At 71.4% G+C, this 14,214-nt stretch carries 11 protein-coding genes; 5 read left to right on the top strand and 6 right to left on the bottom strand.

Going from position 1 to position 14,214, the window contains the following annotated elements:
- Window positions 1-73: 73 nt before the first annotated feature.
- From ABZ815_RS42710 to ABZ815_RS42695, 4 genes are all read right to left on the bottom strand, one after another.
- Window positions 74-1,762 (bottom strand): carbohydrate-binding protein, encoded by a 1,689-nt coding sequence (locus tag ABZ815_RS42710; protein ID WP_357707216.1) that lies wholly within the window; start codon window positions 1,760-1,762, stop codon window positions 74-76.
- Window positions 1,759-3,579 carry a glycosyl hydrolase family 18 protein gene (locus tag ABZ815_RS42705; RefSeq protein WP_357707214.1) on the bottom strand — a complete coding sequence of 607 codons (1,821 nt, stop codon included), beginning with the start codon at window positions 3,577-3,579 and terminating at the stop codon, window positions 1,759-1,761. Before ABZ815_RS42705 ends, ABZ815_RS42710 begins: the two co-directional genes overlap by 4 nt.
- Before the next feature lie 509 nt (window positions 3,580-4,088).
- A complete protein-coding gene (locus tag ABZ815_RS42700) occupies window positions 4,089-5,918 on the bottom strand; it encodes a M14 family zinc carboxypeptidase (protein WP_357707213.1) in 1,830 nt (609 codons plus the stop codon).
- 73 nt (window positions 5,919-5,991) lie between these two features.
- Complete coding sequence (locus tag ABZ815_RS42695; RefSeq protein ID WP_357707212.1) at window positions 5,992-6,684, bottom strand: nitroreductase family protein; 693 nt, start codon at window positions 6,682-6,684, stop codon at window positions 5,992-5,994.
- A 94-nt stretch (window positions 6,685-6,778) separates the two neighbouring features.
- Between ABZ815_RS42695 and ABZ815_RS42690 the strand changes: the two genes are divergently transcribed.
- From ABZ815_RS42690 to ABZ815_RS42680, 3 genes are read left to right on the top strand one after another with little or no spacing between them, the layout of a single operon-like run.
- Entirely contained in the window at window positions 6,779-7,255 is a 477-nt protein-coding gene (locus tag ABZ815_RS42690) for an Lrp/AsnC family transcriptional regulator (RefSeq protein ID WP_357707211.1), read from the top strand.
- Window positions 7,256-7,295: 40 nt separating this feature from the next.
- Window positions 7,296-8,207 carry an ATP-binding cassette domain-containing protein gene (locus ABZ815_RS42685; protein WP_357707210.1) on the top strand — a complete coding sequence of 304 codons (912 nt, stop codon included), beginning with the start codon at window positions 7,296-7,298 and terminating at the stop codon, window positions 8,205-8,207.
- Window positions 8,204-8,965 carry an ABC transporter permease gene (locus ABZ815_RS42680; protein WP_357707208.1) on the top strand — a complete coding sequence of 254 codons (762 nt, stop codon included), beginning with the start codon at window positions 8,204-8,206 and terminating at the stop codon, window positions 8,963-8,965. Before ABZ815_RS42685 ends, ABZ815_RS42680 begins: the two co-directional genes overlap by 4 nt.
- Window positions 8,966-9,008: 43 nt before the next feature.
- On the opposite strand, the gene ABZ815_RS42675 is transcribed toward ABZ815_RS42680, so the two are convergent.
- Window positions 9,009-12,215, bottom strand: a complete 3,207-nt coding sequence (locus tag ABZ815_RS42675) for a BTAD domain-containing putative transcriptional regulator (RefSeq protein ID WP_357707206.1) — start codon at window positions 12,213-12,215, stop codon at window positions 9,009-9,011.
- A gap of 147 nt (window positions 12,216-12,362) precedes the next feature.
- Here ABZ815_RS42675 and ABZ815_RS42670 point away from each other — a divergent pair, with 147 nt between their 5' ends.
- Together ABZ815_RS42670 and ABZ815_RS42665 are read left to right on the top strand one after the other, a co-directional pair.
- On the top strand, window positions 12,363-13,277 hold the full coding sequence (locus ABZ815_RS42670; RefSeq protein ID WP_357707204.1) for a hypothetical protein: 915 nt from the start codon (window positions 12,363-12,365) through the stop codon (window positions 13,275-13,277).
- A gap of 8 nt (window positions 13,278-13,285) precedes the next feature.
- Entirely contained in the window at window positions 13,286-13,534 is a 249-nt protein-coding gene (locus tag ABZ815_RS42665; RefSeq protein WP_357707203.1) for a hypothetical protein, read from the top strand.
- Here the strand turns inward: ABZ815_RS42665 and ABZ815_RS42660 are convergent.
- Window positions 13,515-14,123 (bottom strand): hypothetical protein, encoded by a 609-nt coding sequence (locus tag ABZ815_RS42660; RefSeq protein ID WP_357707236.1) that lies wholly within the window; start codon window positions 14,121-14,123, stop codon window positions 13,515-13,517. The two genes, ABZ815_RS42665 and ABZ815_RS42660, sit on opposite strands and share 20 nt — an antisense overlap.
- Window positions 14,124-14,214: the final 91 nt, after the last annotated feature.

Here is a 14,214-nt window from a genome sequence, read left to right as displayed (position 1 = left end):
GGTCCTTTCGGGGGGTGCGGACCGCGCGCCGGTGCGGCCCGCCACCGAAGGGGTGGCGGGCCGCCTCAGCGGGTCAGAAACCAGCGGTGATCTTGGTGAACTCCCAGTTCTCCTGGGCGATGCCGCTGCAGTTCTCCGCGACGCCGCCACCCGGGCAGGGACGGTCGCGGTTGACCGACCAGAACGCGAGCCTGGTCAGGCCGTGGGAGTTGGCGTAGTCGCGAATCTGGGTCCAGGTGCTCTGGTTGGTGAGCTCCTGCTGGTCCGACAGGCCGTTCATGCCGGAGATGCCCATGTGCGCGTACGCCTGCGCGTCGGTCCAGCCCTGGGCGGTCTTCAGGGCGTTCTTGAGACCTTCGGCCGCGTTGACGGTGTTCTGGTACATGTTGGCGCCGCCGCCGAAGTCGAACGGCATGATCGTGTAGTTGTCGATCGGCACCGCCAGCTCCTTGGCGCGGTTGATCAGGCGGGTGCCGTAGTAGGTCGGGCCGGTGGTCGCGGTGCCGAAGGTCACGGCGATCTTGACGTTCGGGTTGGCCGCCTTGACGATCTTGAGGGCGTTCAGGATGCGGTCCTGGACGGTCAGGTTCTCGAACTCGTCGGTGTTCTCGATGTCGAAGTCCACGACGGCCGGGCCGACGGCGTTGATGACCTTCTGGACCGCGCCGGCGAACAGCTCAGGCGTTGAGCAGTTCGGGCCGAGCTTGTTGCCCTGCCAGCCGCCGAAGGAGACCTGCACGCTGCCGCCGGCCGCCTTGATGGCCGAGATGGCCTGCGCGTCCTGGCCGCCGGACAGCGGGCGCTGCCCGTCCCAGGCCGGGTTGCAGCCGTTGCTGGCCAGGATGAACGCCATCGTGAACGACTTGATGCCGGTCGCGCTCATCACCGTGGTGGGAGAGGGCGGGTCGCCCCAGCCGGTGTAGAGGTAGGGGGCGCCGGGCATCTTGCCGCCGGTCGGGCAGCCGGTCGTGGTCGCCGAGACGTCACGTCCGGCCGACTCGCCCACCGAGTTGTACGCCTTGACCGTGTACGTGTGGCTCTGGCAGGCGCTCAGCCCGGAGATCGTCGTGCTGGTCCCGGTGACGTCGGCCTTCTGGGTCGCGCCCTCGTAGACGCGGTACCCGGTCACCGTGCCGGAGGAGGCGCCCCACGACAGCGCGATGCTGGTGTCGGTCACGGTCGTCGTGACCGTCCCGGGCTGGCCGGGCGCGCCGTTGCCGCCGGGGGTGGTGACGCTGAGCGCGTTGCTGACGCCGGACAGGTTCCCCGCGGCGTCGCGGGCCCGGACGGTGTAGCTGTAGGTGGTCGAGGCCGTCAGCCCGTTGTCGGTGTACGTCGTGCCGGTCGCGGTGCCGACCTGCGTGCCGCCGCGGTAGACGTTGTAGCCGGTCACGCCGACGTTGTCGGTGGAGGCGTCCCAGGCCAGGCCGGCGCTGGTGGAGGTGACGGTGGTCGAGCGGAGGTTGCCGGGCACCGAGGGCGGTGTGGGGTCGCCGCCGCCGCTGCCCTGCTTCCACAGCGCGGGCACGTTCGGCGGCTCCCAGCCGGGCTGGGAGGTGTGGCCCTGGAGGGCCACGTAGTCGACGCCGTTGTAGGTGACGGACGCGCCCGTGGCGTAGGCCGTCCACGGGGCCCAGGCGGCGGCCAGCTGCTGCTGGGCGGCGGCGCTGTAGGCGGTGGGGACGCCCGTGGCGAGGCCGGCCCCCGTGAGGGCGATGGCCAGGCCGGCCACCGAGGCGATCATCCTGCTACGTAATCTCATGGCATTCCCTGAAGGTGCGGCTTGACGGTCTTGGAGAAGGACCAGTTGTTGCTGGCATCCCAGTTGATGGACCAGGTCATCGCGCCCCGGATGTCCGGGTAGGCGCGCGGCGGCACGAAGGATCCGCAACTGGTGCGCTTGGCCAGGCAGTCGAGCGCCTGGTTGACGAGGGAGGGCGAGACGACGCCGCCACCCGCGGCGCCGGGCCCGGCCGGCAGGCCCAGCGCCACCTGGTCGGGGCGCAGGCCGTTCTCCAGCTGGATGCAGGCCAGGGCGGTCATGAAGTTGACCGTCCCCTGCGAGTAGGCGGCGGCCTGGTCGCAGCCGAGCATGGAGCCCGAGTTGTAGTACTGCATGTTGACGACCGTGAGGATGTCCTTGATGTTCAGGGCGAGCTTGAAGTACTCCATCCCGGTCGACTGCATGTCGATGGTCTGCGGGGCCATCATGATGATCAGGCCGCTGCCCGCCTTCGAGCGCAGCGAGCGCAGGGCCTGGCCCATGTAGGTGGCGTTGAGGCCGTTCTCCAGGTCGATGTCCACGCCGTCGAAGCCGTAGTTCTGCATCAGCGCGTACACCGTGTCGGCGAACTTCGTCGCAGCCGTGCCGCTGGAGACCTGGACGCGGCCGGCCTCGCCGCCGACCGACAGGATGACCTTCTTGCCGCGCTGGTGCAGCGCCTGCACGTCGGCCTTGAACTGGGCGTCGGTGTAGCCGCCGAGCGCGGTGGACAGGCCCGGGTCGACCGAGAAGACGACCTCTCCCGCGGTGGAGGTGGCCTCGCCGAAGGCGACGGCGACGACGTCGTACTCGTTGGGCACGGCCGACAGCTTCAGCTCGGTGGCGGCGTTGACGAAGTTGTGCCAGTAGCCGGTGAGGAAGTGCTTGGGCAGCGGGTCCGTCGGGCAGCCCGGCGTGGTGAAGGAGGCGGCGTCGCTGGGCGGGCCGTCGCCGGTCGCGTTCGTCGCGGTGACCGTCACCGAGTACGCGGTGCAGGCGGTCAGGCCGGAGAGGGTGGAGGAGGTGCCGGTGACGGTGGCGACCAGGGAGCCGTTGAGGCGGACCTTGTAGCCGGTGGCTCCGGCGACCGCCGGCCAGGTGGCCGTGGCGCCGGTCTGGGACGTGCCGGTCACGGTGATCGGGCCGGCCTTGCCGGGCACGCCGGTGCCGCAGCCCGTGGTGGTCGCGGTCACGGCGTCACCGGCGGCCGACTCGCCCGCCGAGTTGTATGCCTTGACCGTGTACGTGTGGTTCTCGCACGTCCCGAGCCCGGAGATCGTCGCCGTGGTGCCGGTGACGGTGGCCTTGACGGCGCCGCCTTCGTAGACGCGGTAACCGGTCACCGTGCCGGAGGAGGCGCCCCAGGAGAGGGCGATGCTGGTGTCCGTGCTGGTCGCGGTGGCCGTCCCGGGCTTGCCGGGGACCTCGACGGTCGAGCCGCCGCAGGAGGAGCCGTTCAGCGTGCAGCCGGTGATGCCGGGGAAGCTCCCCGGGGCGCCGTTGAAGCCGAAGCTCGTGCTCGCCCCGGCCGCCAGCGGCCCCGCCCAGCTCGGCGCGGTGAACGTGTAGTGCTGGCCGCTCCTGGTCATGACCGCGTCCCAGGCGGACGGGATGGAGAACCCGGCGGGCACGTCGAACTGCACGTTCCAGGTCAGGGAGGCGGTGGTGCCGTTGACGACGGTGACCTTGCCCTCGAAGCCGGACCCCCAGTCGGCGACCTTGACGAAGGTCGCGGTGGCGGCGGCGGCTTGGGCGGGCAGGGCCAGGAGACTCAGTGCGAGGGTCGCGAGCGCTAAGAAGATCGCGCGAAATCTCACTGTCGATTTCCGTTCTTCTGGCGTGCCGTACGGCTTGCACCGGGGGGTGAGAGCGCAAGCCGTACGGCACGGACCCGTGGAGATGAGACACGGGCCTTTCGGGGGGTGTTCGGCGCAGGCCGGTGGAACGGGGGCTCATGGAGCTTGCAGCGGCAGTCAGAGCCGACGCGTGCGGGCCGGGCGGCACCGCCGCTCCCGCGGCCAGGAGAGAATGGGGGGTGGCCACGCCCGCAGCGCCGGGGGCGTGGGAGAAGGGTCGTTCGAGCGGATGTCTCCGCAGCTCAGAAGCGAATCATGCGGGCGGCGAGCGGGTCATGGGCCATCCGATCCATGATTTCTTTTAGGAAAGTTTCCTAAGAGTTGTCGCGATCGTAGCCTTGACACCCATTGCTTACAAGACCCAATCCCGTGACGGCCCGCGACGTGCCGAAACGCGGGGCGCCGGCGCGAACGACGACGCCCCCTCGCCCCGGACGGGGATCCGGAACGAGGGGGCGCTTGGGGTCAGGTCAGGGCTGCTGAGTGATCTTGACGTCGTCCACGCCGGCCTCCACCAGGGAGGCCCCCGAGGCGTCGGCCGCGTCGATGAGGATGCGGACCGTCTGGCCCGCGTACGGGGTGAGGTCGGCCGTCGCCACGGCCCAGGCGCCATTGCGGTTGGCGGCCGCGCCGGCCTGCTGAAGCACGGTGGTCGTGGTGCCGCCGACCACGCGGACCCGGAAGTAGTCGGCGCTGGAGGCGTTCGAGCCGTGCGCCAGGTACCACGACAACGACAGGCTCAGCGTGCCCGTCGAGGGCAGCGTGATGGGCGGCGACTGGATCGAGCTGACGCCGCCGTCGAGGTCGTAGTCACCGGCGGCGGTTCCCGCCAGGCGGCCGGTCACCAGGTCGTTCGTGCCGCTGACCGTGGTGCCGAGCTGCTTGGCGCCCGAGGAGGTGGTCGCCTCGGGGTCGCCGCGCTCCCACGCGCCCGTGGTGGCGGTGTCGGTCCCGGACGGGTTCACCGTCCAGCCCGTCGCCGTCTCGAACGTGTCGGACCAGACCGTCGTCGGCGGCGTGCCGGTGCCGCAGTACTGGGCCTCCTTGCCGATGATCCGGTAGACGCAGTCGGAGTACTCCAGGAAGCGCAGCACGGCCTCCTTGTTGCGGGTGGTCTGCGGGACGATCTGCTCGTCCGGCGGGTAGAAGCCGGGGCTCGCGCCGACCGGATACATCTCGAACGTGAAGCTGAAGATCTTGTACGTGCCCCACATCCAGTCGTCGATCGTCCCGTCGGTGATGTAGAGGTCGCTGGACTGCTCGGGTGTGTAGTTGTTGGTGGCGGCCATGTTCTGACCGAGCGTGGCGTGGGCGTCCCGGTCGTCCTGGGTCAGCCCGGGGGCCGTGTCGTTGTAGGTGAAGCCGTAGGGCCACAGGACCAGCTCGCTGTAGGTGTGCCAGTCGAGGTTCGTCCTGATCTGCTGCACACCGCCGACGACCCGGCTGCGCACCCAGTCGGCCGCCGCCTTGACCTCGGGGGCCGACTCGCCGCTCGCGCCGCGGTAGGTCTCGCTGGAGGTCGAGCCCGAGGAGCCGCCGCAGCAGCCCCACTGGTAGGCCCAGTTGCGGTTGAGGTCGGTGCCGACGGCCGAGGAGCCGGAGTTCGGCTGCCGGTTCTTGCGCCAGGAGCGGTAGGTGCCGCTGGCGATGTCGTACTCGCCGCCGTCCGGGTTGAGGTCCGGCATGATCCAGATCTCGCGGGTGTCGACCAGGTTCGTGATCCTGGGGTCGGTGCCGTAGTTGTCGGTCAGCAGGTGCATGATGTACAGCGCCATCTCGACCGTGAGGTGCTCGCGGGCGTGCTGATGAGCGGTGAACAGCACCTCGGGCTCGGCCTCGTCCGTGCCCACGTTGTCGCTGATCTTGACCAGGCGCATCGGCCGTCCCTCGTACGAGGTGCCGAACGTGCTCTGGCTCATGATCCCCGGATGCGACGCGACCAGGGTGTTGATCTCAGTCGTCATCTCCGCGTAGTTGTGGTAGCCGGAGTCCGACGGCGGGAAGTCGAACGCCCCGACGGCCGACGGGGGCGCCGGGCGCGGGGCCTCCGCCACCCGGTAGCCGAGCCGTCTGATGGCCGCGAGCTCGGTCGGCGTGGCGGTGACCAGCACCGAGTCCGCCTCCACCTCCTCGATGGCGGCGCCGGTCGCCGCCACGGCGCTGCGCTGCCGCGCGTCGGCCGGGCCCGAGACCCGGTACTGCTTGTTCGCCGGTGGCTCCGCACCGGCCCCGGCGCCGGTCATGCCGGTCAGGCAGACCATGCTCAGGACCGCCAGCAGGGTGAGTAATCGGCGTTTCACCTCGTCCTCCTCGCCCGCGCGGGACTGGGGGGTTTGACCCGCGCCTGAACCGAGAGTGAAGACGAACAGTGCCCTAGGAAAGGCCCAATTTTCCGTCGAACCGGATCAGCGTCTCTTCCAGCGGTTTCCTGGCAAGATCGGGCACTTCGGCGTCGGGGGCGGCGTACCCGACGGGGAACAGGATGTAGGGCCGCTCGTTGGCCGGGCGTTCGCAGATGTCGGTGAGGAAGGCCATCGGGTTGGGGGTGTGGGTGAGCGTGGACAGGCCCATGGCGTGCAGGGCGGTGATGAACAGGCCGCAGGCGATGCCCACGCTCTCGTTGACGTAGTAGTGCTTGACCTTGCGGCCGCCGGGGCGCACGCCGTACTTCTCGGCGAAGCACACCACCAGCCAGGGCACGACCTCCAGGTAGCCCTTGTCGGAGGTGGTCTCCAGCGGCGCCAGCGCCTCGCGCCACTCCTGCGGCAGCCGGCCGCCCTCGTAGTTGCGGCGCTCCTCCTCCTCGGCGGCCTCGCGGATGCGCCGCTTGGTCTCGGGGTCGCCGATCGCCACGAACTTCCACGGCTGCTGGTGCGCGCCCGACGGCGCGGTGTTGGCCGCCCGTACGGCCAGCTCGACGCACCGGTACGGCACCGGCTCGTCGCTGAAGAAGCGCACGCTGCGCCGCCGGTCGGCCAGCGCGTGGAACTCCTCCCCGCGCTTGATCATCTCGTCGGCGTCGTAGCGTTCGGGCCGGTAGGGGACGAACGGATACTGGTGCTCCATAAGATCCGCAGTCTCCGCACGACCGGCGGGTCTGACAACACCGCTCGCCGTATGCTGCCGATCTGACAGCCGAGTGGGCTTTTGGGAGGCGAATATGCCGGCACGTCGCCGCGGGCTCGACGATCTGGACCTGCGTGTCCTCCGCCTGATCGCCGACCGGCCGCGCAGCGGGCTGCTGGAGATCGCCCGGCTGCTCGGGGTGGCGCGCGGGACCGTACAGGCCAGGCTGGACCGGATGGCCGCGGACGGGGTGATCACCGACTACGGCCCGAACCTGTCCCCCGCCGCCCTCGGCTACCCGGTGCAGGCGTTCACCACCCTGGAGGTCGAGCAGGCCGCCCGCGAGCACATCTCCAGGACCCTGGAGTCCATCCCCGAGCTGCTCGAAGCCTGCATCGTGACCGGTCCGGGCGACGTGTGGTGCCGCATCGCGGGCCGCGACAACGAGCACATCCAGCGGGTCATCGACCAGATGCTGACGATCCCCGGCGTGCGCAGGAGCACCACGGTCATCACGCTGTCGACCGTGGTGCCGCACCGGGTCCAGCCGCTGGCGGCGGCTGACAGGTAACTGCCAGGGCGCTGCCAGCGTGCCCCTCGACAGTAGGGACATGACATACGCGATCGAAGCGGAAGGGCTCGTCAAGCGGTACGGCGACAAGACCGCGCTGGACGGCGTCGGCCTGCGGGTCAGGACCGGCACCGTGCTCGGCGTGCTCGGCCCCAACGGCGCGGGCAAGACCACCGCCGTACGCATCCTGGCCACCCTCGCCGCCCCTGACGCCGGCCACGCCACGGTCGGCGGGTACGACGTCGTCACCCAGGCCCGCCGGGTCCGCGAGCTGATCGCCCTTACCGGCCAGTACGCCTCGGTCGACGAGAAGCTGACCGGCACCCAGAACCTCGTGCTCGTCGGCCGCCTGCTCGGCCTGTCCAGGCCGGCCGCCAGGGCCAGGGCCGCCGAGCTGCTGGCCAGGTTCGGCCTGGAGGAGGCGGCGGGCCGGGCGGCCGGCGGGTACTCGGGCGGCATGCGCCGCCGGCTCGACCTGGCGGTCAGCCTGGTCAGCCGGCCCCGGATCCTGTTCCTGGACGAGCCGACCACCGGCCTCGACCCGCGGGCCCGCGGCGACCTGTGGGACGTCGTCAGGGAGCTGGTCGCGGACGGGGTGACGGTCCTGCTGACCACCCAGTACCTGGAGGAGGCCGACCAGCTCGCCGACGACCTGCTGGTGGTCGACCGCGGCCGGGTGGCGGCGAGCGGCACGCCGGCCGAGCTCAAGGCGCTGGCCGGCGGCCACCGGCTGGACGTCCGGCCGCTGCGCGCCGACGACCTGGAGAAGGCCGGCTCGATCCTCGGCGTGGCAGCCGTGGACGGGCTGCTCAGCGTCCCCGTGCACGACCTGGCCGCGCCACCCGACCTGCTCGGAAGGCTGGACGACGCCGGGATCGTGCTGGCCGAGCACGCCCTGCGCCTGCCCTCCCTCGACGACGTCTTCCGCACACTCACCGGAGCAAGCTCATGACCACCGCGCTCTCCCAAGGGCTGACGCTCGCCTGGCGCAGCCTGATCCCGCTGAGGAACAACCCCGGCCAGCTCGCCGGGCTGCTGCTCCAGCCCGTTTTCATGATCGTCATCTTCGTCTACCTGTTCGGCGGGGCGGCCGGGGGTGACCGGGCCGGGGCGGTGTCGTACATGCTGCCCGGCGTGCTCGTCCAGGTCGCGCTGATGGCGACGATCACGACGGGCATGAACCTGGCCACCGACATCGGCAACGGCGTGTTCGACCGGTTCAGGACCATGCCGATCGCCCGATCGGCGCCGCTGGCCGGACGGATCATGGCCGACCTGCTGACCCTGCTGATCACCATCGCCATGTCGCTGGCCGTGGGGTACGCCGTCGGCTTCCGCGTGCGGACCGATCCGCTGAGCGCGCTGGCCGGGGTCGGCCTGGTGCTGCTCATGGTGACGGCCCTGAGCTGGGGGTCGGCCTGGATCGGGCTGGTGGCCAAGTCGGTCGCCTCGATGCAGGGCATCGCCACGGCCGTGCTGCTGCCGCTCACGTTCGGCAGCAGCGCCTTCATCCCCGCCACCGACCTGCCGGGCTGGCTGACCTGGTGGATGGGCGTCAACCCCGTCTCGCACCTGGCCGGAGCCCTGCGCGGCCTCATGGTGGGCGGTCTGGCGGCCTCCGACGTGTGGATCACGCTCGGCTGGGCCGCCGCGCTGCTCGCCCTGTTCGCGCCCTTCGCCCTGCGCGCCTACAACCGCAAGGTCCGGTGATCGAGACCGCTTCGCGGGGCCGGGGCCGGACGGCACGCTCTCCCTATGTGGTGCCGCCGACCAGCGAGTGGAGGTCGTCCAGCGACAACGCCGCGCCCTCGGCGAAGCGGCGGCCGAAGAGCTCCTCGCCCAGTGCCTTCTCGGCCGCCGCGCGTCCCTGCGCGGTCTCGGGCGAGGTGTCCTGCGGGACGAACGCCGACGCGCCGCCGAACAGCACCGCCGCCCGTTCCTGGTCACCCGCGGCCTGCGCCGCCAGCGCGAACCCGGCCAGCGTCATCGACAGCAGCGGGCGGTCCGGGCGGACGTGCCCGAGCACGTCGAGCGCCTGGCGGTGCCGGGCGAGCGCGGCCTCCAGGTCGCCGGCGCGGGCCAGCACCCTGCCGTAGGACGTCAGGTACATCGCCGTGAGCTGCGGCACCTGGGGTGCCGCCGCCACGGCTCCGCTCATGTCCCGGTAGATCGCCAGGCTCCTGTCCAGGTCGCCGCGCCGCGTCTCGTACGCGGCCTCGCCCAGGCCGAGCAGCACCAGCGTCCACGGGGACGTCTCCTCCCCCACCCGGGCCCTGGCCAGGGCGAGGTCGGCGCCCGCGCCGTCCAGGTCGTCCACCCGCAGGCGGACCTGGGCGAGCCGGATCAGGGTGGAGATCGACTCGTCGTCGCTGACCCACTCGCTGGTCAGCGACCAGGTCTCGGCGATCAGGTCGTCGGTCGGGGCACCGCGCTCGGCCCGCAGGTCGGCCAGCCCCAGCAGCGCCTCGCTCAGCCCCCACCGGTCGCCGAGCCGCCTGAACCCCTCGACCGCCTGCTCCAGCTCCCGTTCACGCTCCGACGCCGAACGCATCCGGCCACCGATCATCAGGGCCGCGGACGACAACCACAGGTCGTCGCTGCCGGCGTACTCGCCGAGCAGCGCGGCCGCCTGCTCGTCCCGTCCGGCCGCGGCGGCCATGACGACCCTGCTGATCAGCAGCAGCGGGTGCACGGGCCCCTCCTGGACGGCCCGCTCCACCAGCGCGTCCATCCGGGTCGACAGCTCGGTCATGGCCGCGCGGTCGTTGCTGATCGTCCCGAACATGTCGATCCCGTAGGCGAACATGCAGGCCGTGTACGCCGCGGCGAGCCCCGGGGGCGGCGTGTCCCCGGCCAGGTCGAGCGCCTGCACGGCCCACGCCGCGCTCTCCCGCCGGTAGCCGCACATCCACCAGTACCAGTTGAGCGCCCCGCACAGCCGCAACGCGGGCCCGGCGTCCCCCCGGTCGATCAGCCAGCGCAGCGCCGCCGCGAAGTCGTCGCGTTCGGCCGCGAGCCGCTCGATCCACGCCACCTGCGTGGCGGTACGCAGCTCGGGCACCGCGCGTTCGGCCAGGTCGAGCAGGTGGAGGGCGTGCCGGTCGCGGTACTCGGCGGTCTCGCCGGCCTCGGCCAGGCGTTCCAGGGCGTAGGCGCGGATGGTCTCCAGCATCGAGTAGCGGCCTTCGGGCGAGACGCGTACCAGGGACTTGTCGGCCAGCGCGCCGAGCACGTCGGCCGTGCCGCCGCACACCTCCTCGACGGCCTCCAGGGTCGCGCCGTCGGCGAACACGCCGAGCCGCCTGGCCAGCACACGTTCCCCCTCGTCGAGCAGGTCCCAGCTCCACTCGACGACCGCCCTCAACGTCTGCTGGCGCGGCAGCGCGGTACGGCTTCCGCCGTCCAGCAGCCTGAACCTGTCGTCCAGGCGGTCGGCGAGCTGGCGTGGCGTCATCGTCCGCAGCCGGGCGGCGGCCAGCTCGATCGCCAGCGGCATGCCGTCGAGCCGGCGGCAGAGCGCGACCACGGCCGCCGCGTTCTCCTCGTCCACGGCGAACGACGGCCGGGCCGCCGCCGCCCGGTCGACCAGCAACCGCACCGACGGGTACGCCGTCGCCTCGTCCGCCCCGGCCCCCACCGGCGGCGGTTCGAGCGGCAGGAGGGGCACCAGCCGCTCGCCCGGCACGTTGAGCGGCTCCCTGCTGGTGGCCAGCACCCGCAGCGCCGGGCACTCGTCGAGCAGCCGCTCCACCAGCACGGCCGCCGCCGTCACCACGTGCTCGCAGTTGTCCAGCACGACGAGCAGGGGCCGCCCGCCCAGCGCCTCGGCGACCTGCTCGACCACGTCGCGGGCCTCCTCGGGCGGCCGGTAACCGGGACGGTCGTCGCGCAGGCCGAGCGCGTCGAGCACGGCCCCGGGCACACCGGCCGGCTCACTGACGGGCCCCAGCTCCACCATCCACGCCCCGGCCGGCCACCCCCCACGGGACTCCACGACGGGCTCCCCGGCGGGCTCCCCGACGATCCGCCGTCCATCGCGCCATCCGGCCGTCCGGGGCGTGCCGGGTCCTTCCGTCACTGGTCCGTGGGGTTCCGGGGCGAGGCGGAGGGCCGCTTCGGTCGCCAGCCTGGTCTTGCCCGCGCCGCCGGGGCCGACGAGCGTCACCAGCCGGTCCCGCCCGAGCAGGTCGGTGAGCCGTGCGAGCTCGGCCTCCCGGCCGATGAAGCTGGTGCGCGGCTTGCGTACGTTTCCCTTGGGCCTGCTCCTGGGCCAAGCGGCCGGAGGCGATTCGGCCGACAACACGGCCAGGTGCGCGGCCCGCAGCTCGGCGCCCGGATCGACGCCCAGCTCGTCGGCCAGCCGGTGGCGGGTGCGCTCGAACATCTCCAGCGCCTCGGCCTGCCGTCCCGACGTGGCCAGCCCGCGCATGGCCAGCCCGACCAGCCGCTCGCGCAACGGATGCGCCGCCACCTCGGCGGTGAGCTCGACCGGCCGCCCGTCCGCCAGCAGGCGCTCGGCCCTGGCCTCGACCGCCGCCAGCCGCTCCTGCTCCAACGCGGTCGCCACGTCGGCCAGGTACGGGACCGACGTCAGATCCGCCAGCGCCGCCCCCCGCCACAACGCCAGCGCCCGTTCGGGGTCCTCGCCCGCCAGCCGCCGGAACGCCAGCGCGTCCACCTGTTCGGCGGGCAGCGCGAGGGCGTACCCGCCGGGGCGGCTGTCGATCACCTCGTCCGGCCTGAGCGCCGCCCGCAGCCGCCTGACCAGCGTCTGCAGCGCGTTGGCCGCGTTGGCGGGCGGCTCCTGCGGCCAGAGCACGTCGATCAGGCGCTCGGCGGTGACCAAACGGCCCGCTTCGAGCGCCAGCACGGCCAGCAGCGCCCGCAGCCGGAGACCACCGACCGCGACCGGCCCTCCGTCGCCCTCGACCTCCAACGGCCCCAGGATGGATATCCGCACGCACCACATCCTGCCCTGCCTGCGAACATGCTCAGGTAGAGGTTTTTCTACCGCCCTTTCTTCCACGGATAAGTTCTTTCCACCGTCAAGCGCCTGCTGTCCGTTATTTGTCAGCACACAGTGTCATCAGCCGCTAACGTTCCGCGCATGATCTCCCTCCAGCACGAGGCGCTGCATCGCGTCTTCCGTGACAATCCAGAGCTCTACACGAGCGTCTTCAAGGTGCTCGACATCCCCTTCCCGTCCCCGACCGAGGTCGCGGTGGTGGACACCGACCTGACCGAGATCAAGCCGATCGAGCGGCGCGCGGACACGATCATGATGTTCACGTCCCTGGAGGGACGGCACGTGGTCATCAGCGAGTCGCAGTCGAAGCCCGACGAACGCAAGACCGCCGCCTGGGCGCACTACATCAGCCACGTGCACGTCAAGTTCAACTGCCCGGTGACGCTGCTGGTGATCTGCCAGGACGAGGCGACCGCCACCTGGGCCGCCGCCCCCAAGACGATCGGCCTGCCGGACTGGCCGACCCTGTCCGTCCGCGCGGTCGTCGTGGGCCCGCACAACATCCCCGTGATCGACGACCTCGCCGAGGCGGTGAACGACGTGGTGCTCACCATGTTCTCGGCGCTCACCCACGCCCGTTCCGGCGAGGTCACTGCCATACTGGAAGTCCTGGCAGACGCCTTGGACACCACCGACACCACCAGCGCCGGACACATCGCCGAACAAACCGAAGTAGGCCTCGGAAACACCGACGCCCGACGAATCTGGAGAGATCTGATGGCGACCAAGACCTACCGCTACCAGTCCGAGTACGCCCAAATGCTCCGCGCCGAAGGGAAGGCCGAAGGGAAGGCCGAAGGGAAGGCCGAGGGTGAGGCTGCAGTGTTGCTGCGGCTGCTCGACCACCGGGGCGTGGTGGTTCCCGACGCCGTGCGGGAGCGCATCACCTCCTGCACCGACACCACGGTGATCGAAGCCTGGGTCGACAAGGCCTTCTACGCGACCAGCCTCTCCGACATCTTCGGCGTGGACGACGAGCGGCAGGAACAGGGCTGACGGCGGCCATGACCTACCGCTACCGATCCGAGTACGCCGAGATGCTCCGCGCCGAAGGCCAAGTGCACGGCGGAGTCAGAGCACTGCTTCTGTTGCTCGACCATCGTGGTGTGGTGGTTCCCGACGCCGCGCGGAAGCGCATCACCTCCTGCACCGACACCACGGTGATCGAAACCTGGATCGGCAGGGCCGTCCACGCGACCAGTCTCTCCGACGTGTTCGACGACGGCGGTCCGGTCAGGCCTGGAGGAGTGTGAGCACGCCGGCGCCGATCAGGGCGACGGCCCACATGCGGTCCACGTTGAACCAGGCGCGGCGCAGGATCGTCAGGCCGAGCACCTCGTAGACCACCACGGCCACGACGCCGGCCACCACGAACATGGCCAGCGTGTGGAGGGCCGCCACCGCCAGTCCGCCTGAGACGGCGTGGCCCGCGTGGCCCTCCGCCCGCATCCCGGTGAGGACGGGCAGCAGCATCAGGCCCGCCCCGTGGGCCGACGACATCAGGAACGACCACCCGGCGAGCTGGCCGAGCGACAGTCGCATGCCCACCCAGCGGAAGTGGCGGTTGGACAGCAGCCGCCACAACCCGAACGCCACCAGTACCAGCCCGCCGATCACCGGCAGCGCCGCGCCCGTCACCACGGAGCCGGTGGCGGCCACCACCAGGGCGACCAGGGCCACCGACGCCAGGTGGCCCAAGGCGATCACGGGGAGCGACTGCAGCAGCAGGTCACGGCTGCGCTCCTGGAGACCGCGGGCCACCGCGAAGAGCCAGCCCATGGCCGGGTTCAGACCGTGGAAGGCCCCGAGCAGCAGGACGGTCGCGGTGCTCATGGCAGGCATGGTCACGGTCGGCAGAACCTCACCTCGGGCGGGACGACGGAAAGCAGGAACCACAAGGGGCAGCGCGACGGGGAGCAGGAACCCGTCAAGG

Origin of the sequence: Nonomuraea sp. NPDC047529 (assembly GCF_040642995.1) — a bacterium.
Taxonomy (GTDB): Bacteria; Actinomycetota; Actinomycetes; order Streptosporangiales; family Streptosporangiaceae; genus Nonomuraea.
Note: the sequence above shows the minus strand (reverse complement) of the source record. Positions and strands in the feature narration are given on the sequence as shown.

What these genes read in the sequence shown, in the direction of transcription:
- ABZ815_RS42710 (WP_357707216.1), bottom strand. Translation starts at nt 1,762, where the DNA reads ATGAGATTACGTAGCAGGATGATCGCCTCGGTGGCCGGCCTGGCCATC.
- ABZ815_RS42695 (WP_357707212.1), bottom strand. Translation starts at nt 6,684, where the DNA reads ATGGAGCACCAGTATCCGTTCGTCCCCTACCGGCCCGAACGCTACGAC.
- ABZ815_RS42690 (WP_357707211.1), top strand. Translation starts at nt 6,779, where the DNA reads ATGCCGGCACGTCGCCGCGGGCTCGACGATCTGGACCTGCGTGTCCTC.
- ABZ815_RS42685 (WP_357707210.1), top strand. Translation starts at nt 7,296, where the DNA reads ATGACATACGCGATCGAAGCGGAAGGGCTCGTCAAGCGGTACGGCGAC.
- ABZ815_RS42680 (WP_357707208.1), top strand. Translation starts at nt 8,204, where the DNA reads ATGACCACCGCGCTCTCCCAAGGGCTGACGCTCGCCTGGCGCAGCCTG.
- ABZ815_RS42670 (WP_357707204.1), top strand. Translation starts at nt 12,363, where the DNA reads ATGATCTCCCTCCAGCACGAGGCGCTGCATCGCGTCTTCCGTGACAAT.
- ABZ815_RS42665 (WP_357707203.1), top strand. Translation starts at nt 13,286, where the DNA reads ATGACCTACCGCTACCGATCCGAGTACGCCGAGATGCTCCGCGCCGAA.
- ABZ815_RS42660 (WP_357707236.1), bottom strand. Translation starts at nt 14,123, where the DNA reads ATGCCTGCCATGAGCACCGCGACCGTCCTGCTGCTCGGGGCCTTCCAC.